The sequence below is a fragment of the Elusimicrobiota bacterium genome (assembly GCA_016706425.1).
Classification (GTDB): domain Bacteria; phylum Elusimicrobiota; class Elusimicrobia; order FEN-1173; family FEN-1173; genus JADJJR01.
The window spans coordinates 1,112,529-1,132,243 of sequence record JADJJR010000001.1 but is presented as its reverse complement, the minus strand read 5'-3'; the positions used below and the strand labels follow the sequence as shown (position 1 = coordinate 1,132,243).

Genomic DNA, 19,715 nt, shown 5'->3' with positions numbered 1-19,715 from the left:
TCCCCTCCTAGGATCCCACCCCGACGGTCGGAGAAGTGATCCATTCGTACCCTTTTTTTTCAAGATCCAAGGCCAGATCCGGGCCACCGGAACGAACGATACGCCCCCCCGCCAGAACGTGCACGAAACCGGGCTTCACGTAATCCAAAAGCCGTTGATAGTGCGTGATCAACACCGTGGCGCGGTCGGGGGCGGCCAAACGATTGATCCCTTCGGACACGACCCGCAGGGCGTCAATGTCCAACCCCGAATCCGTTTCGTCCAAAAACGCCACGGACGGCTTCAAGAGAGCCATCTGGAGGATTTCCAGACGCTTCTTTTCCCCGCCGGAGAAACCGTCGTTGAGGTAACGGTTGGCGAAGGCGGTGTCCATTTGCAGCGCCTTCATGTTGTCCTTCAGTTCCTTGCGAAACTCCTTGAGCGGGGTGTCCGCGCCCCGGCGGTTCTTGAGAATGCTTCGAAGAAAATTCACCACGCTCACCCCCGGCACGGCGACCGGGTACTGGAAAGCCAGGAACAGGCCTTTCACCGCCCGTTCGTTGGGCGCCCAGGCGCTGATGTCTTCGCCCCTGTAAAGGATGCGGCCGGACTCGATCTTGTATTTGGGGTGTCCCATGACCGCGTACGAAAGGGTGCTTTTGCCGGACCCGTTGGGCCCCATGATGGCGTGGGTTTCCCCGGCGTTAACGGACAAGGTGAGCCCGTTGAGGATTTTCTTCCCCTCCACGGTGACATGCAAATCTTGAATTTGAAAAAGCGGCGACGTCATGGTTTAGACCCCCAATCCGATGGGCCGCGGTTTCTGACCGATGCGGTCGATGGCTTCGACCACCCGCGATTCCCCTTGGAGAAGCTGTTCAAGGCTGACTTGCTCTAAGAAACCGTAAATGTAACGCGTCAAAAGTCCCCAAATGGGGCGTATCCCGCAATCCCCGGAATGGACACAGGCCGCGGAATCCCCGGTGAACCGACTGCACAAATTGCTTCCCAAATCCACCTGACCCAGGGCCGACAAGACCACCGCCACCGACACCTCGCCAATGGGTTTGGCCATGATGTAGCCGCCGTTGACGCCCCGCAAGCTTTTGACCAGACCGGCCCGGCGCAGGTTCACCAAAATCTTTTCCACATAAACGGGGGTGAGTTTTTCCCGACGGGCGATCTCCCGAACCGCCAAGGGAGAGGGCTTCTTGTGGGCCGCCAGCTGAACCATACAGCGAAGGCCATATTCTTGCATCGCGGTCACGCGCATCGGCTTCTCCTGGGCTAATTCTTACCCCTTTATACTATTTTACCTAATATATGAAATTTTAGTCAAGTTTTAGTGTGAATTTGGGTTTTCCCATTCCCACAAAGGCGATTGGACCGCGCTTTTTAAAAAAACCTGTCGGAAATTTTCGACACCGGGCTTCCCGATCGCCTTTGACGGACCGGGTCCGCGATTCGTTTATCGAGGCCGAAACGCCCCAGGCCGGTCGAGCCGACCAAAAGAGTGCACCAACGAGGTCCTCTCGGGCCCCCAAAATAATGTGCCAATTAAGGTGGACAGCGGCACAGATGTCCGGTTAATTGTCGACGGGAAACCTGGCCCTGGCCGTCCTTCCGTTCACTCCAGATTCAAGCGGGAATAACGGCCTAAATGCTTTTTCTCAACGGGAATGCATGGAATAGGTGGTTTACAATATCGTTACAGGCTCTTAAGGCTATAAATAACGTTGTTAAGCTATATTCTTGCTATGAATTCTTTCCCTTTCCAAAGGTTCATTGCCGGCGGGGTGGCTCTGGTGTTCCTGGCCACGAACAGCTTGCTCGCTTATTCCCCGGAAACGAGTCTTTGGGCCGAACGCCGTAAAACCGCCCGGAGACAGGAACCACCCCAGCTGGCGTCGCTCCCCCTGGGCCCCTAGTCGGGGCCCTCCTTGACGCCCCCCTTACCGGCCCCCAAAAACCCAGCCCCCGCGCTGTTCCAGAACGTCGTTCCGTCGGTCCCGAAGGGATTTGTTAAGGAACACGCGGGGCTTCTTTCCGCCCTTTCCCCGGCCCACGGCACGATCCGCAAGGTTTCCTTCAGCCCTCAACACGCTTCGATCCCTCCCGTCATCGTCCACATCCAAGACGTGCACATGAACGCGGAGGCCCAGTGGAACATCCGGGAAGCGGTGAGTTCGTTGATTCGATCGGGCCGGGTGAATCTCGTCGCGTTGGAGGGGGCGTCGGTGGAGATTCCGCTTCAGCCTTTCGTGGACTTCCCGAACCGGCGGGCGGTGGAGTTGACGGCGGACTATTTATTGAAGGAGAACAAGATTTCCGGCCCCATCCACGCGGCGCTGACGGCCCAGGGAAAACTGCCCCGGGTTCTCGGGATCGAAGACCCTCTCCTCTACCAAGCGAACATCCAGGCCTACCGGGATTCCGCCCTGAAGCTGGAGCAATCCCGGCAATGGGTGAAAGAGCGGAAGTCCGGCATCGCGGCGGAGAAGAAAAAGGTGTTCTCCGCGGCCCTGCACGCCTTGGACGAAAAGGTCGAGTCTTACCGAGAAGGGAAAACGTCCCTGGGCGATTACGTTCTTTTGTTTCCATCCCCACCTCGCCAGACAACGCGCCCACAGATTTCGCTTTTCCAAAAGGCGCTCAATCTCGAACGAACGCTGAACTTCCGCCAAGTGGAAACGGAGCGGGCACGCCTGATCGAGGGGCTGACCAAGAAACTCACCCAACAGGAAACCGACACTCTCCTGGCCCAGAGCCTGGCTTACCGATCCGGCCAAGTGCGCTACGCGGATTTCTACGCCGGGTTGGAGGCTCTGTGCCGAAGAAAAGGCATCGACCTGACGTCCTACCCCGCCATGAACGAGTACGTCAAATACGTCCTCTTGGCGGACGGGATCGACGTCGAGACACTGATGGCGGATCTGGCGGAAGCGGAGAAGGCCGCCTACGCCACCCTCGCAAAAAGCGGCTCGGAGCGGGACCTGATCGCCAAATCCCGGCGAGTCTGGCTGACGGGGAAACTGGTGGACTTCGCCTTAACGCCGGTGGAGTGGCGGGAATACATAAGCGCGAAGAAGGAGGCGGCTGCATCGGCCGAACCTTCCCCCACGCTCGCTTCTTTTGAGTCTTTCTACCATGAAGCCGACGCCCGGGACGCGGCGATGGCGAAAAGCGTGATTGCCGCCGTTTCCCAGGCCGCCGGGTCCCCGTCCCCCGCCACAGTCCTCGTCACGGGCGGTTACCACGCCGAGGGCATCGCCAAGGCGCTGACGGCGGGTGGGTTCACCGTCATCTCCTACGTCCCCAAAAAAGAAAAGGTGGACACCGACCGGGGATCGGCCTACCTGTCCGTTTTTACCCAGGAGAAAACTCCCCTCGATCGGTTGTTCCAGGGCCAACAACTGTACCTGGCCAACGAACCCATCAAGCCCGCCGACGTCCAATTGGCCCTGCCGGGACTCATCGCCGTCGCTGACAACGCCGAAACCTTCGGTTCGGTCAGAAAATCCTTTCTCTCCCTTGTTCCTCCCGCCCTGACAGCGCGATTTAAGAAAATCGTCGAAAAATCATCCGAGCGGGTCACCCGGCTCAGGGTCCTTTTTAAAGATGGATGGGTTTACACCGTGGAAGATACCCCGGGGACCTCTTCGGAGGATCACCGGTTCACGATGGAAATCGAGAAAAATTCATTAAATCCCTTTCGCCGCTTCGGGGAGCGATTGTTTGATCTTCCCGCGACCCTCGCGGCGGCCCTGCAGGAAGAAAGGGACGTATTAAAAAAATTGGTTTTTTCCGGCCGGGCGACCAGCCGGTGGATGACCAAGGTCTTCGAATTCGTCGGCGGACGGCGGGGCGGGGTGGAAGGCGCCCGCCAAGCCGGCGCCCACTACAAGGCCCACGCGCCCGCTTACGAGTGGTCCCTGGGGTTCGCCATGGCCGTCGCCAATGTCGGCGCGGTCCTCTTCCTGGCCGGGACCGCCTGGGTCGTGGTCCCCCTCCTCTTGACCGCGCTTTTCCTGCCCTCCCACGTCCTCCCCGCCCGGTGGCTCAAGACCGAGGTCAAGGTGGGCTGGGCCAAGGCCGGACTCTTGGGCCTGTTCTATTTCGCGCTCGTCGCCGCCGCCCCGCTCTTGGCGTTGGACTTCGGTTGGACCCAGGGGTTTCTCCAGGCCGCCGGCTGGGGACTGACCCTCGCGCTCCACCGCCGGTTCGATCCAGGGGTTGACCAAACCCATCGCCGTGACTTCTTTGGACGTCCAATCAAGAGCGATAAAAACATCGTGGGGCTCCCCTTTTCCGATCAACCCACAATTGTTTTGGGCAAAGGGGGCATTCACGCGGAATTCGGCCCGACCCGCCTCCCCCCTGACGCCGGCCCGACCCGAACCGCGCGCGGCCCCCCCGCGCCGGAAGTGGCCGCCGAAACCTCCCCTTTGGTTTCAAAGGACTATGTCCCAGGAATATACAGGGAAAAGGACCTCGTTGAAAAATTTCCGGATGCAATATTACAGATCCAACGATGGGGTCGCGAAGCCGTTATCGATCGGCAATTGGCACTTTTGGTTTTGAATGGGGAGCTGGATAAAAGTCGAGAGGAGGAACTGAAGCAAAAAGCGCGTGATTTGTTGGCGGAAGCGGAGGGGGCGGAGGGGTTCAACCCGACGACAATGGAGAGAAACGTCCTGGTTTGCGAAATCGTAAGGAAAGTCGTCGCAGGCAAAACAAGCGCCAACCCTTTTTCCGTCAGAAACTTAAAAACAAACAATATTGCCGCCGCCCTTCAGGAAAATGGCCTTACCCTTCGCCGGAGACTCTTGCGTTTGCTCCATAGTTTCGAGGCCTTGAAGTACATGACCGACGAGGAAATGTACAACCAAGAAGAAGAAACAATTTCTAAAAATCTCCTGGAAAGAGTGCGATCGTTTGACGACAGAGTCCTCGCCATTGATGCGTTTGACAGTTATATGCAAAGGGTTGTCCGATCTCAAAAACCAATCACCGTGCCGGTTTTCTTTGACGACAACGGAGAAGCCGTTTTCGCTTTGAGATTTATCCTCGACCAGATGCTGCTGAATCCACATGTCCGTTTTGTCCTCGTGGCCCGAAACGGCCAATTTCGTGAAGACGCATCGGTGAACGACCTGCATCGAATCTTGAAATTGCCTGTTTTTCGAAAAGACGTTCAATCGGTTGGAAGCCGCCTCCGGGTGATGGCGGGTTGCGCCGGGGACGGAATCGATGCAAGAAAATTCTCGCCGGAACTGGTCCAGACGCTTTTGTCGGCGGACGTCGTCCTTTCGATCGGGCAGATGAACTTTGAAAATTTGAACACATTTAAAAAAGACGTGTATTTCCTTTTTGTACCACATGCCTTGGCGAATGCCGTGGTTTCGGGTGTCCCTACAGGAAAAGGGATTTTCGCTTTCTTGCCGGCGGGAACGCGGTCGTTTTCGGGCTACACGGATAGCACTTTCCGCCGTTTTCAATACGGCGAGGGTGTGACGATCCCGGTGGCTGGGAAAACCCTCATTGAAGCCGCCCGCGGGTTCCCGGAGAATCGGATAAACAAAAAATTCGTAATCGTTGACAATTCCGAAAAGGGGGAAAACCAAGGCGGTCCCCCCTCATCCAATTCCGGCCGGGCGACGAGCCGGTGGATGACCCAGTTCTTCGAGCGGCTCGGTTTTCGTTGGGGCGGCGAGAAGTCGGCCGAGCGCTGGGGCGCCCACTACAAGGCCCACGCGCCCGCTTACGAGTGGTCCCTGGGGTTCGCCATGGCCGTCGCCAATGTCGGCGCGGTCCTCTTCCTGGCCGGGACCGCCTGGGTCGTGGTCCCCCTCCTCTTGACCGCGCTTTTCCTGCCCTCCCACGTCCTCCCCGCCCGGTGGCTCAAGACCGAGGTCAAGGTGGGCTGGGCCAAGGCCGGACTCTTGGGCCTGTTCTATTTCGCGCTCGTCGCCGCCGCCCCGCTCTTGGCGTTGGACTTTGGTTGGACCCAGGGGTTCCTCCAGGCCGTCGGCTGGAGGTTGACCCTCACCCTTCACCACCGGTTCGATCCAGGGGTTGACCAAACCCATCGCCGTGACTTCTTTGGACGTCCAATCAAGAGCGATAAAAACATCGTGGGGCTGCCCTTTTCCGATCAACCAACAATTGTTTTGGGCAAAAGGGGCATTCGCCTGGAATTCGACTCGACCCGCCTCCCCCCTGACGCCGGCCCGACCCGAACCGCGCGCGGCCCCCCCGCGCCGGAAGTGGCCGCCGAAACCTCCCCCTTGGTTGCAAAGGACTATGTCCCAGGAATATACAGGGAAAAGGACCTCGTTGAAAAATTTCCAGAAGAAATATCAAAAAACCAACGCTGGAGTCGTGGAGCCGTTATCGACCGGCAATTGGCACTTTTGGTTTTGAATGGGGAGCTGGATAAAAGTCGAGAGGAGGAACTGAAGCAAAAAGCGCGTGATTTGTTGGCGGAAGCGGAGGGGGCGGAGGGATTCAACCCAACGACAATGGAGCGAACTGTATTGGCATGCACTATCGTAAAGAAAGTCGTTAAAGGAAAAGATGGTTTCAATCCTTTTTCCATCCGAAACGAAAACATCAACAACGTCGCCGCCGCCCTACAGGAAAATGGTCTTACTCTTCGCCAGAGATTCTTGCGTTTGCTCCATAGTTTCGAGGCTTTAAAGCAAATACCGAATGTGGTGCTGTATAACACTGAAAACCTAGTAATAGCGGACACGCTTCGGGAAAAAGTGCGATCGTTTGACGACAGAGTCCTCGCCATTGATGCGTTTGACAGTTATATACAAAGGGTTGTCCGATCTCAAAAACCAATCACCGTGCCGGTTTTCTTTGACGACAACGGAGAAGCCGTTTTCGCTTTGAGATTTATCCTCGACCAGATGCTGCTGAATCCACATGTCCGTTTTGTCCTCGTGGCCCGAAACGGCCAATTTCGTGAAGACGCATCGGTGAACGACCTGCATCGAATCTTGAAATTGCCTGTTTTTCGAAAAGACGTTCAATCGGTTGGAAGCCGCCTCCGGGTGATGGCGGGTTGCGCCGGGGACGGAATCGATGCAAGAAAATTCTCGCCGGAACTGGTCCAGACGCTTTTGTCGGCGGACGTCGTCCTTTCAATCGGGCAGATGAACTTTGAAGGTTTGAACACGTTTAAAAAAGACGTTTATTTCCTTTTTGTTCCAAACGCCTTGGGGAATACTGTGGTTTCGGGTGTCCCTACAGGAAAAGGGATTTTCGCTTTCTTGCCGGCGGGAACGCGGTCGTTTTCGGGCTACACGGATAGCACTTTCCGCCGTTTTCAATACGGCGAGGGTGTGACGATCCCGGTGGCTGGGAAAACCCTCATTGAAGCCGCCCGCGGGTTCCCGGAGAATCGGATAAACAAAAAATTCGTAATCGTTGACAATTCCGAAAAGGGAAATTACCAAGGCGGTTCCCCCTCATCCAATCCCGTTGGTCGGGCGACCAGCCTGTGGATGACCCAGTTCTTCGAGCGGCTCGGTTTTCGTTGGGGCGGCGAGAAGTCGGCCGAGCGCTGGGGCGCCCACTACAAGGCCCACGCGCCCGCTTACGAGTGGTCCCTGGGGTTCGCCATGGCCGTCGCCAATGTCGGCGCGGTCCTCTTCCTGGCCGGGACCGCCTGGGTCGTGGTCCCCCTCCTCTTGACCGCGCTTTTCCTGCCCTCCCACGTCCTCCCCGCCCGGTGGCTCAAGACCGAGGTCAAGGTGGGCTGGGCCAAGGCCGGACTCTTGGGCCTGTTCTATTTCGCGCTCGTCGCCGCCGCCCCGCTCTTGGCGTTGGACTTCGGTTGGACCCAGGGGTTCCTCCAGGCCGCCGGCTGGGGACTGACCCTCGCGCTCCACCACCGGTTCGATCCGAAAGTTGACAAGTCACCTCCGTCTCGCGAGGCCCCTGCGATTACGAAAAACAACGCGGAAGCGTTGCTTTTGAAACAAACCCTGACAACGGAACAACGGCGCTTTGCCGCTCAGGTCACGGCGATTGTCGGAGCGAAGCCCACCCGTTTGGGGTTGGAGGATTATATGCACCGGGCCGCCCAAGCCGCGGTGCAGGCGGCGGTCAGCGGCCGAACCGAGGGGACCCCGGTTCCCTCGGTGGAGAACATCCAGGGGACCCCCGTTCTTTTCGTGGACGCGCGAAGCGTGGCGACGAAACAAAAAAGGACCGCCTTGGCGGCTTTCCTGAAGGGCAAACCCCACGCTGTTATTTTCACAAACGCCGACGATTTGATGATCGCGGGGGTGGACGTCCGGGTGCGGCGCGAAGCGTTTTCTGCTCTCGACACACTCGAAGGGGATCACCCCTCGGGGGTTGTGGAGGTGGCGCTCGCTCCTCTCGGGCCCGAACTGAGAGACCTCGCCGGGGGGCGTGGCCTCCAATTGTTCCAGACCGCCGCGCTCAAACTAAATTCCCTGGGAGCCGATGAAACCGTAATTGAAGCGGCGAAGGAAGCCTGGTTATTGTCCGAGCTTTTCACCCTTTTGGCCCCGGTTCTCGCCCCCGAAAGTTGGGATGACATTCTAAAAGTCCTCACCGCCATCGCTCAAAGCGCCTGATTTTCGGGTTTTAAATCACAATCACAAAAAAGGGGGGGCCTTCAGGGGCACGCGCACAAACCCTTGGCAGGCCCCCGGCCTCTTTGGTATGATCAAAGCCTCCCTAAAATTAAGAAGGAGAAAGTCGTGAAAACCATAACGGATTTGAATGTCAAAGGCCGCCGCGTCATCGTCCGCGTGGACTACAACGTTCCCATGGAAAAAGGGGCCGTCACGGACGACACCCGCGTGCGGGCGTCCCTCCCCACCCTCACCCATTTGATCGCCCAAGGCGCCCGGGTGGTTCTGATCTCCCACCTCGGCCGACCCAAGGGCGCGGCCAACCCGAAATACAGCCTGGCCCCGGTGGCCCAGCACCTCAGCCAACTTATCAAGAAACCCGTGGCCTTCGCGCCCGATTGCATCGGCGCCGCGGCGGAAAACGCCGTCGCCGCCCTCAAAGACGGCGATGTGCTTTTGCTGGAAAACCTGCGCTTTCACGCCGAAGAGGAAAAGAACGACCCCGCCTTCGTTGAAAAACTCGCGAAGCTGGGGGATCTCTTCGTGCAGGACGCCTTCGGGGCGGTCCACCGCGCCCACGCCAGCACCTCGGGTTTGGCCAAGCGCCTGCCCAACGCGGCGGGTTTCCTGCTGATCAAGGAACTGGATTTCCTCGGCCAAGTCAAAGAGAACCCCGCGAAACCTTTTGTCGCCGTGGTCGGCGGGGCCAAGGTGTCGGACAAAATCGAAGTGTTGGACAAACTCATCGAAAAAGTCGACACCCTCGTCATCGGCGGCGCCATGGCCTACACCTTTTTAAACGCCCAGGGCATCCCCACGGGAAAATCCCTCGTGGAACCCGACAAAGTGGGGGTGGCCAAGGATCTCCTAAAGAAAGCTTCCAGCCGGGGCGTGCGGGTCATTCTCCCCTCGGACCACGTGGCCGTCAAGTCCCTGGAGGACACCGCTTCCGCCCACAACACGGCCGACAGCGCCATTCAAGCCGACGAGCTGGGCGTTGACATCGGCCCCAAAACCGTACAAAACCTGGCGGCGCCGATCGCGGGAGCCAAGACGATCTTCTGGAACGGCCCCATGGGCATCTTCGAGGTGGACCGCTACGCCAACGGCACCCGCTCCGTCGCCCGGGCCGCCGCCGACGCCGCGCAAAAAGGGGCCACCGTCGTGGTCGGCGGCGGGGACAGCGTGGCCGCCGTTCAATCCACGGGGCTCGCCGACAAGATTTCACATATTTCCACCGGCGGGGGGGCTTCCCTCGAATTTCTGGAGGGCAAAGAACTGCCCGGCGTAACGGCTTTGAACTGAATGAATTCGATCTCATTTAAGGGGACCCCATGATTTTTAGCCTCCTGTTGTCGATCCACGTGGTGATTAGCTTACTGGTCATTTTGGCCGTCCTGATCCAGTCGGGCAAGGGCGCCGGTTTCGCCGGCGTTTTCGGCGGGGGCAGCGGCGACGCCCTGTTTTCGGCGCCATCCGGCTCCATGTTCATTCGCAAAGTCACAACCGGCCTCGCCGTGGCGTTTTTCGTTTCGTCCCTGCTTCTGACCATCATGGGGGCGCGGCGCGGCGGTCACACCGTGACCCAACATCTTTCCTTCCCGTCGGCGCCGGTGGCCGAAGCCAATCCGGCGGCTCCCGATCTCCCGGCGCCGGCCGACAGCCAAGGGGCCCCGGCCGCCAAAAATTAAATTTGTGCCCAGCGTGCGCGGGTGGCGAAACTGGCAGACGCGTACGTTTGAGGGGCGTATGGGGAAACCCATGGGGGTTCAAGTCCCCCCCCGCGCACACTGGGCATCCTTTCCAACCACAATGAACAGGGGACTTAAACACCGGGGCGTGCCCTTCGGATGACACACGTTCTCCCCCGCCACACCGTCATTTCAGACGGCCGATCGCCCGACATCCCCCTGGTGACGTTTCTGGTCCCGGTCTACAACGAAAAACGCACCCTCGGAACCGTTCTCGAAGCCCTCTCCCATTTCCCCGAATCCCGCGAAATCATCGTCATCGACGACGGATCCACCGACGGCACGCGCGATTTCCTAATCAAGAACCCCGCGCCCAACCAGGTGGTGCTCTTCCACGAAAAAAACGTGGGCAAGGGCGCCGCCCTGCGCACGGCGCTTCCCCACGCCCGGGGTCTCTACATCGCCGTCCAGGACGCCGACCTCGAATACGATCCCAAGCAATACGTGGAGATGTTGAAGATCGCCCGCACCACCCGGCGCGCGGCGGTCTTTGGGTCCCGGTTTCTTCGGCCCAACCCCACGGCCCATTGGCGGTTTCTCTGGGGCAACAAATTCATGACCCGCTGGATTAATTTTTTATGCGGAACGCGTCTCACCGACGCTTACACGTGCTACAAGCTGATGGAACGGTCGGCGGTGACGGCGTTGGGGTTGGTGTCCACGGGCTTCGAGATCGAAGCGGAAATCTGCGTCCGGCTAGCGCGAAAAAACATTCCCATTATGGAAAACCCGATCGTCTACCGTCCCCGAACGGTCAAGGAAGGAAAAAAAATCAAACTGAAAGACGCGGCGCGGGGCGCCTGGACGGCCTTCCGCCTGCGCTTTTCAAACGAGCCTTAAAGGCGTCGCGCGCTAGGGTGATGGCGTCCACCCGCCGAACCCCGGCCGCCCGCAGGGCCCGGGCGCAGGACTCCAAGGTCGCTCCCGTCGTGCACACGTCGTCCACCAGAATCACCCACCGTCCCTTCAAAAGCGTCTCCGCCGACCGGCGCGCCTCAAAAACCCCCGCCACGTTTCGTCGACGCGCTTCCCGGCGCAGTCCGGCCTGCGGGCGCGTCCACCGTCGTCTTCGCAGGGCGTCCAGCACGGGGGTTCCCGTTTCGGCCGACACCCCGCGCGCCAGAAGTTCCGCTTGGTTGAAACCGCGCGCGTGTTTACGCACGAAGTGCAACGGCACGGGGACCAGGGCGTCGGCCCCCCGCAATTCCGGCCGCCCCGCCAACGCGGACAGGAGGCGCGCCAGCGGCGGCCCCAGGGCCTCGCGCCGCGCGTATTTCAGCGCCCGCACGGCGCTCTTTAAGCTTCCCGCGTAAAGACCCAGACTGCGGCAAAATCGAAAATCCCGGCGGCGCTTTCGACAATCCCAACAACGCGCTCCGCCGTCCGGCAAAGCCAGCCCGCACACCCGACAAGACAGGCCCTGCCACCGGGGCATCGCGGCCTCGCAGGACCCGCACAAAGACGCCGCCCCCGGCGGAACGACCGCTTCGCACACCCCGCAACGGGTCGGCCAAAGCGCTTCCCGCAGAATCGCGAACCCGTTTAGAATTGGATCACCAGTTGGGAATTCATTTCCAAGGACATCGACCCGTCGTCGGAGCGCGCCCTGTTGGTCACCACGCTCAATTTCCCGCCAAAGGAGAAACGGAAATTCCGGGCGATCTCCCACTCCCCCGTGGTTTCCCCGGCGTAGGTGTCGGTGTTGTCCCGCTCAAAGTTCAGGCTCGAGGATTTCCGCTCAAAAGACACTTTGGCGTCGAGGGTCAACCGGTTCACGTTGGAAAACACTTTTTTCGTGAAGGGAAACCGGAACCCGCCCGGGTAGGCGCGGTCGTAGCGGCCCGTCACCGCGCCGGTCAGGGTGTCCAGGTCCTGCAGCAGGCGCCCGGTGCCGTCCCGTGAAAAATCCGATCGGTAGGTCGCGCTCGGGGTCAACCGCCAATGCCCGATCCGGGTGCCGACCTGGGCCGAATGGTTGAGCGTGCGCGCGTCGGATTTGGGGATCCCTGTCCGCAAATCCAGCGTGTGCGCGGCGGTCCGGTTCCAGCTCAGGAACCAATCGTACCGGCCCAAATGCGTAAAGCGCAAATCGACCCCCTGAGCGCGGGAATCGCCCTCTTCCTCAAAAAAAGTTTCGGTGTAACGACGGTTGAGGCGCGTGTTGACTTGGGCCCCCGAAACCCACTTGCGCAACGGAAAAGGTTTTTCCAGGTCCCGGATCGAGGCGATCATGTCCAACCACCCGATGGTGTGGACGTCCCGGAGCGTGAGCGTCGACTCCGTGTGCTCGTTGGTGTCGGTGATGGTGTTCGACACGGACAGGGTGTTGAGCGGGCCCAGGGCCTTGGGAAATTTGACCCAGTCCAACGGGGACCAATTCCCCGCCACCCGCAGGGTGTTACGGGCCGTGAGCTGTCGCCGCAACACCCCCGCGTCGTTGAAATCCAACCGCGGCAGGAGGCTCATCATGGCTCGGCCGCCCCGACGGGTGATTTTGTCCAGTCGGAACGGTTGAACCCTTTGCCAGTCCGTGAACCGTTGAAGCACGTTGTCGTGGGTGTCCGACGCGTCGATTTTGAAACTGGTGTCGATGTTGAGCGAGCGCACCACCCCCCATTTGGGCAACAGATCCCGCGGGGCCAGATTCCAATAGAGATCCCCGGTGGATTGGCGCTCCAGGATTTTGAAACCCACCACCGAAGGAGAGGACACCGTGGGCAAGTTGGTGGTTTCCGTCCCGGACAGGGTGTAGGACAGGCGCGGCTCCAACCAACGGAACACCCGCCAACTGAGCGACACCCCGTGGTTTTGGCTCAGGGATTTGTCGTAGGCGACGGTCGGGGTGAAGGCGGGGGCGAAGGCCAATTCCGCTTCCGTGAACCGCCGTTGCTCGACCACTTTTTTGCGTCCGAAATTGGGCGTGAAGGAAAACCCGGTCCAAGGCTGAAACGACATCCGCCCGGTCCATTCATCGCTGAACTCCAGCGTGCGGGCGTTGGCGAAAATGGCGTTTTCCTGGGCGACGGTGGAGGTCGAGGCGGCCAACTGCTCGGCTTTGCGCTCGGGGAAAAACGACAGGAAATAATTGGTGCGGATGTATTTGACGAAGATATTTTCCGGCAACGGGCGGAAGGAAAACTTTTTCCCCGGCAGGAGGTCGAGGCGACCGGGCACGGCGTAATCCAACGATCCGTTGTAGACGTTCCGGTCGCGTCGCTCCTGGCGGTCGGTCAACTCCTCCAGCGTGTTCTCGGCGCCGTAGGCGAGGGACGGCCAGGCCGAGAACAGCAATTGGCCGTCCGCCCGGGCGCGGACCGTCTCCGCGCGCCCCTCGGTCAACACCGACTCCAATTGGGATTGACCCGTCCGCAGGGTCGCCGGAGTGAGGGTCAAACTTTTGGAATAGGTGCCGCTCAACGGAAGGTTTCGTTGCCAGCGATTGAGGTTAAAAAAGGCCGTGGTTTCCTCCTTGTCCTGGTTGACGACCGGCGAGGTGAGGGTTTGGAAATTGCGATCCACGCTGCGGAACACCCCGCCGAAGTTGGCCCAATTCCCCCAGGCGCCGTCCAGGGCGAACCGACGGGCGTTGCCGACTTTGTTGCGCGCGCCGGACACGTGGATTTCGTTGATCCACAGGACCCCCGTCACCGGCGCCGCCGAGTTGTTCCGCACCCCGATTTTGAATTGACCGATGCTGTTGAGGTTCGGGGCGCCCACCACCGTGGCCACCCGCCCGTCCACCACCGAACGGAGGGTGTCCGGGGTCCCGTCGTTGTTCAAATCGATGAGCCGCACGGTGGCCAGGCTCCAAAAATCGTCGGCCGGGGACGTTGGGAAGGGAATTTCGAAATAGTCGGTTTCGGTCCCGAGGTGGAAAAAGAGTTCCATGTCCGTGGAGGATCCGGGCGGCGCTTGGTAGAAAAACCGCAGATCGTTGTGGGAAGAGAAATTCCGAGGAACGCCGTAGACGGTGCGGGTGGTCGCGGTGGAGCCCACCGGCAACGTGAACCGGAGCTCCAGGGCCTGTTCGCGGGTGCGGTTTTCCACTTGGTCCCCGTAGAGGTCGCCGAAGAGCCCGTTGTTGAGCAAAGTTTCGTAATCCGGGTTGTCGAGGTTGTTCACGGCCCCGACGCTCATGGTCGCCCCTCCGCTCACGGTGGGCGTCTCCCACGCGTTGCCGACAAAGGCGATCTTCCCCACCCGCACGGTGCCGGTGGCCACGATCCCCGTGTAGGGGGTTTGCGCGCGAAAAGTCAAACGTACCTGCCGGATGGCTTTAAAGGCGTCCTGTTCCGCCGGGAGGATGCCCAGCGGCATCCGGATGAACCGCCATCCGTCAAAGGCCAAATGGTTGACGGGATCGTCCAGCCCGTTGCGGTTGGTGATGGAGGTGCCGGGCGGCAGCGCGGACAACCGCAACAGGGGAACCCCCGCCCGCGCGGGCGCGTCACCGGGGCGCAACACGCCGTCGCCGTCCAAATCCTCGGTGTCAACGCGCCCGTTGTCCTCCCCGATCTGCTCGTTTTCGCTGAGGGCGTTGTAGAGCCAGCCGATGTCCTCGCCCTCGTTCAAGGTCCCGTCGGAGTTCAGGTCCTCCGATTCCGGACGGTTCCCCGGGAGCGCGTCCCCGTCAGTGTCCTCGGCGAAGGCCCCGGCGTCGATTTCCAAATCCGCGGGTTGAGCCCCCGCCCCAGCGCCCTGAACCCAAAACTCGATGTACACTTTCTTGGAAAAATCACGGCCGGCCTTGGAAATGGCCTGCACGAGCGAACTTTCCTCCGGGTCCGTCCCGCCGCCGCCGGGTTCTTGCCCTAGGTTGTAATCCACCCGCAAAACGCGCAGTTGCTCGTCCTCGCTCACATCGGCGCTGACCCCGACGACGTTGCGCAACGGCTCGTCCTCGTCCCGAACGAGGACGAAGGAGCTGGGCCGGGTCGGCGGGGCGTAACCGGCTGGGTTGACCCCATAAATCCAAGCGTCGTCCTGCAAGGACACCGCGTCCTCCTGGGCGATCCCTTCCATGGAATCGATCAGGGCCTTCCCGAACAGGTTGGGGTTTTCCCGGGACTGGGCCACCTCGGCCGTGAGGTTCAGCTTCGCGGGGGTCAAAGGCAGTCGCAGGTCGCTGACTTTTCCGTCGGCCTCCAAAACCATGAGGCTCGAGGGGGCGGATCGGATGTCCGGGATGATTTGGGTTTTGGGGGCGAAGGTGTAAAGGAAAGTCGACCCGGCCTGGAACCGTCCCGGGACGATCCCCAGATCGAACCGGGTGCCCACCAGGGTCTGCCCCAGTTGGCCGCCGAAGGGCGCGTAGTCGTAGGTGACCTCGATTTGGCTGTTTTCGTCCAGCTGGTCGTCGTTAAAGAATTGCAAAAGACCGATATCGTAGGCGATGAAGTAATCGACATCGCTTTTGAGCGTCCGCCCGTTTATCGACACCCGTTCGCTGCCGAACACGATGTTGGGCCGCAGTTGGTAATCGCGCAACCGGTAACGGTATTCCGTCAAAAAACTGAATTTTGGCGTCGGCGAAGGCCCGTAAAGTTGCGGGTCGGCCACCGCCGAGGTCAAAGCGATGTTGAACACCCCCTGGTCAAAGTCCACGTCCAGGGTGTTGGGGTACTCCAGCACTTCCCCGCTGGGGGTCCCGCTCTCCGTGGAGGTGCTCATTTGGATCAACAGGTCCCGCTGGTTGAGGTCGATGGTTCGAAGAATAAAGTTGCCCCGACCGTTGTCCCGGACGATTTTTATGTTCCCGAGTTGGTAGAAGGTTTTCAGCTCCCGCCGATAACCGATTTCGGCGGGGTCGAGCGATAGGGGCTGATCGCTTTGGGTTTTAACGATCTTGGGCCCCACCGCTCCCAGATTGGACAACAGGGACCCGTCGTCGTTGAAACGATAATCGATGGCGTAGACGGCGTTGTCGTCCGTCCGACGCTTGAATTGCAGGACGCCGCGCGCGTAATCCACGACGTAATCGTCACCCGGCTTCAACCGGTCGAACCGTCCGTCCACGTATTGAACCGCCGGCGCGCCGAAGTCCACCGCGGTGAGTGTCGTGACCGTCACATCGTTCGTGGCCAGGCGGTCGTCCCGGTAAACAATTTCGGTCCCGATGCGGATGGCGCGGGTGGTGAAGGCCACGTCGTAGTATTGCTTTTTCACAAAATCCACATCGCGGATGATGCGCCGCTCGAAGCGCGTCGCCCCGTTGAACCGCTTGGTTTCCGTCGTGCCTTTGGTGCGGCTCCCGATGGCCAACAACTGGGCGTTTTTGTACTTGAGGCGGGTTCGCACGCCGAAGAGCTGCTTGGAGTAGGACACGAATTCCGTGGCGGGAAGGGAAAGAGTGATGTCCCCGAAAGCCGCCTCCTGAACGAACTCCTCCGGGTCGCCGGTGTAGACGACGGAAATATCCCTTTTGTCGTCTTTCGTGTCGTCGAAGTCGACGTTGACGGTAATTTTTCGCCCCACCTGCCCCTTGATGCGCACCTGGAGTTCCTGTTTCATTTCCACGTCGGACTGGCTCTGCGGAACACCCAACTCCTCGGCCCGCTTCGCGCTTTTCCGGCGGGTCTGTTGCAATTTGAGGGCGATCAGTTTGCGGCCGGAAATCGACAGGCCGGATTCGTAGGGCAGGTCCACCGTGAACCCGGGGGCGTTTTCCGGTGCGGGGAGGGGTTGGGCGGTTTTCGTGCTCGTGTGAACAATGGGGGGCGCGGTCCGCGCGGCGGATTCCCAGAGCCGGTCCCAGGCGGCGGGGTTGAAATCGAACAGCCCCCCCTCGATCGGGGGCGCGGGCGCGCCCCCCAAGGACTCTTCAATGGACAAATCGGAAAAACGCGGCTCGAACGCGCCCGCCCCGGCCGCCCCCCAACACAGCAAAACAGCGCCCCACCTCGTGGCGAGATTTCGGATGTGAGCGTGAGGGGAACGCATGGTGTCCTTTAATTTCCTTTAAGCAACGGTTTGGCCACGGCCATTAAGCATAAGTTAAGCCGGAATGGATTTCAATTGAAAAATCAGCCGGAATCCGACGGGGGGCCGTCGAAATTATATAATCGCGTCATGACTTTGGCCCGTTATTTGTTGCGCCAATTTTTACCCCCGTTCGCCTTCGGCCTTTCTTTGTTTTCCGGCGTCCTCCTCTTGGACAAAATCTTCGATTTGATCGATTTGCTGGTGAACAAAGGCGTTGGATTGAGTTTGTCCCTTCAAATCTTTTTTTTGTTCCTTCCCACCATCATGAGCCTGAGCGTCCCCATGTCGATCCTGCTGGCCTGTCTGTTGACCTTCGGCCGCCTATCCGAAGACAACGAAATCCTGGCCCTGCGGGCCAGCGGCTTGTCGTTCCGACAAATCCTTTGGCCCCCGCTCGCCTTCGCCCTGTTGCTGGGACTGTTGTTGATCCCCTTTAACACGCGCCTCACCCCCGCCGCCATGGGGCGATTTCGAACCCTCTACCACAAAATCGCCAGCACGGACCCCCTGGTGCAAATGGAGCCCCGCCGGTTTTTCGCGGTCCAAAACATCCGCCTTTACGCCGAAGAGGTGGCCAAAGACCACCGCGTTTTAAGAAATGTTTGGCTCTACCGCGTTTTCCCCGACGCCACCGAGCGCATCCACGCGGGGAGCGGGCGGGTGGACACCGGCCCGGACCGCCTGACGCTGCGCTTGACCGATGGGCAAATGGAGCGCGTCTCGGCCGACAAACCCGATGAATTTTTGCACTTGGAATTTCGGGAATACGACCTGGGGGTTCCCCTGCGGCCCGAGGCCCTGCCCCGCGACCGCGGTTGGCGCGAATACACGGGAACCGAACTGCGTCGGGAAATCATCGCGCGGCGCGCGCGGGGCCAACCCGCAGGCGAAATCCAGTCCGAGTTCCACCTCCGGTTCGCCTTGGCCTTCGCGCCCATCGCCCTGGCGTTGATCGGGATCCCGCTGGGCATGACGTTGGAGCGCGGCGGACGGGGCGTCGGCTTCGGCGCGGCCATCGTTGTCATTTTTGTCTACTACCTGTTGCTCGTGATGGGGATGAATTTGGCCGAGCGGAACACCCTCCCGGCGGCGCCCGCGTTGTGGATCGCCAACGGCGTCACGGCGCTGTTGGGGTTGGGCTTGTACCGTCAGCGGGTGGCCCAATGACCCGCCTGGGACGCTACGTGTTGAAATCGTTTTTGAAACCCCTCCTCTTCAGTTACGGGGCCATGACCCTATTGGTTTTGATGGCGGAGCTGATGGAACGGTTGGACAAAATCATCGCGGGCAAGGCCGATCTCGGCGTGATCGCGCGCTACCTGTTGGCCCTTTGGCCGGTGCGGAGTCTGGAACTTTTACCGGTGGCCGCCCTCCTCGCCATTCTGCTTTCGCTCGGCCAACTGTCCCGCCGCATGGAAATCACGGCCGCCATGTCGGGAGGTGTCCACCCTTGGAAGTTGACGGCCCCCCTTTTGAGCATGGGGGTGGTGTTAAGTCTTTTCTCCCTGGGCCTCTCCGAAGGGCTCACCCCCTGGGCCAACCGCCAAGTGAAAAAACTTTGGAACACGGACATACGTCGCCTGACCCACCGCAAACCCACGCGCTTTTACAACATCACCGTGGCGGGCCCGGGGGTGTTTTACGCGATCGGGACCCTGGACCTGGAAAAGGGCCGGATGGAAAACGTCGTGATAGACCTGGTCCGGGACGGCCGACCGGACCGGCAAATTCAAGCCCGGACCGCGCGGTGGGAGGAATCGGGTTGGACCCTTCGAAACGGTTTTGAACGCGTTTACCGTCCCGATGGGCGCGGCATCGAACGGGTCCGCGGGTTCCAAAAATCCCGCCTGGACCGGAACGATCCACCCGCGAACCTCGTTCCGCAGGAACCCGACCCCGACGACATGAGCCAGTTCACCCTGCGTCATCAAATCCAGCGTTTGAAATCCCTGGGGATCGCCACGCAAAAATTCGAGGTGGAACTGTACATGAAAACCGCCTTGCCCTGGTCCAACCTCGTGATCGTCTTCTTGGGCATTCCCTTCGCTTTCAACAAGCGCGGCGGCAAGGTGCGCGCCGTGGCGGTGGCCCTGGCCGTGGCCTTCGCTTATTTCGGTCTGCTCCAGGTTGGCCGGGCGCTCGGTCAAAAACCCTGGTGCCCGCCCCTCCTGGGCGCCTGGACCGCCAACTTCGTATTCCTCACCATCGGCGGCCGCCTCTTCTGGCGGATGCGTTCCCTCGCTTAACAAAAAGCTTCTATTTTGGAGTGGGGAGAAGGGGGTGGAACCCCCTTTTCAGAGAGGGTATGGGACCGATATCCGCTCCAGCCCCACGGGGAAACCGGATGCCCCCTAAAAAAACAACCCCCGGAACAGACGCCCCGGGGGTT

General features: G+C 60.1%; 11 protein-coding genes and 1 tRNA gene. 8 read left to right on the top strand and 4 right to left on the bottom strand.

Annotation, left to right across the window (positions count from 1 at the left end; translation table 11 throughout):
• Positions 1 to 7: 7 nt before the first annotated feature.
• On the bottom strand, positions 8 to 769 hold the full coding sequence (gene sufC / locus IPI56_04660) for a Fe-S cluster assembly ATPase SufC (GenBank protein MBK7545030.1): 762 nt from the start codon (positions 767 to 769) through the stop codon (positions 8 to 10).
• A gap of 3 nt (positions 770 to 772) precedes the next feature.
• Positions 773 to 1,213, bottom strand: a complete 441-nt coding sequence (locus IPI56_04655) for an Rrf2 family transcriptional regulator (protein ID MBK7545029.1) — start codon at positions 1,211 to 1,213, stop codon at positions 773 to 775.
• Between the two features lie 523 nt (positions 1,214 to 1,736).
• On the opposite strand from IPI56_04655, the gene IPI56_04650 reads away from it, so the two are divergent.
• The 6 genes from IPI56_04650 to IPI56_04625 all read left to right on the top strand — a co-directional run bounded on the left by IPI56_04650 (position 1,737) and on the right by IPI56_04625 (position 11,185).
• Positions 1,737 to 1,907 (top strand): hypothetical protein, encoded by a 171-nt coding sequence (locus tag IPI56_04650; GenBank protein MBK7545028.1) that lies wholly within the window; start codon positions 1,737 to 1,739, stop codon positions 1,905 to 1,907.
• 12 nt (positions 1,908 to 1,919) lie between these two features.
• The gene (locus IPI56_04645) at positions 1,920 to 8,594 is read left to right on the top strand and encodes a DUF89 family protein (GenBank protein ID MBK7545027.1); all 6,675 of its coding nucleotides are present in this window, start codon (positions 1,920 to 1,922) and stop codon (positions 8,592 to 8,594) included.
• A gap of 126 nt (positions 8,595 to 8,720) precedes the next feature.
• Complete coding sequence (locus IPI56_04640) at positions 8,721 to 9,899, top strand: phosphoglycerate kinase (protein MBK7545026.1); 1,179 nt, start codon at positions 8,721 to 8,723, stop codon at positions 9,897 to 9,899.
• 29 nt (positions 9,900 to 9,928) lie between these two features.
• Positions 9,929 to 10,285 (top strand): preprotein translocase subunit SecG, encoded by a 357-nt coding sequence (secG, locus tag IPI56_04635; GenBank protein MBK7545025.1) that lies wholly within the window; start codon positions 9,929 to 9,931, stop codon positions 10,283 to 10,285.
• A 15-nt stretch (positions 10,286 to 10,300) separates the two neighbouring features.
• Positions 10,301 to 10,382: transfer RNA gene (locus IPI56_04630), tRNA-Leu, on the top strand.
• Between the two features lie 62 nt (positions 10,383 to 10,444).
• Positions 10,445 to 11,185 (top strand): glycosyltransferase family 2 protein, encoded by a 741-nt coding sequence (locus tag IPI56_04625; GenBank protein ID MBK7545024.1) that lies wholly within the window; start codon positions 10,445 to 10,447, stop codon positions 11,183 to 11,185.
• On the opposite strand, the gene IPI56_04620 is transcribed toward IPI56_04625, so the two are convergent.
• Positions 11,118 to 11,780 carry a ComF family protein gene (locus IPI56_04620; protein ID MBK7545023.1) on the bottom strand — a complete coding sequence of 221 codons (663 nt, stop codon included), beginning with the start codon at positions 11,778 to 11,780 and terminating at the stop codon, positions 11,118 to 11,120. The genes IPI56_04625 and IPI56_04620 overlap by 68 nt on opposite strands.
• A gap of 107 nt (positions 11,781 to 11,887) precedes the next feature.
• Positions 11,888 to 17,230: a hypothetical protein gene (locus IPI56_04615; protein MBK7545022.1), complete on the bottom strand. Its 5,343-nt coding sequence runs from the start codon at positions 17,228 to 17,230 to the stop codon at positions 11,888 to 11,890.
• Between the two features lie 183 nt (positions 17,231 to 17,413).
• On the opposite strand from IPI56_04615, the gene IPI56_04610 reads away from it, so the two are divergent.
• Together IPI56_04610 and IPI56_04605 are read left to right on the top strand one after the other, a co-directional pair.
• Complete coding sequence (locus IPI56_04610) at positions 17,414 to 18,493, top strand: LptF/LptG family permease (protein ID MBK7545021.1); 1,080 nt, start codon at positions 17,414 to 17,416, stop codon at positions 18,491 to 18,493.
• Entirely contained in the window at positions 18,490 to 19,572 is a 1,083-nt protein-coding gene (locus IPI56_04605) for an LptF/LptG family permease (protein ID MBK7545020.1), read from the top strand. Before IPI56_04610 ends, IPI56_04605 begins: the two co-directional genes overlap by 4 nt.
• Positions 19,573 to 19,715: the final 143 nt, after the last annotated feature.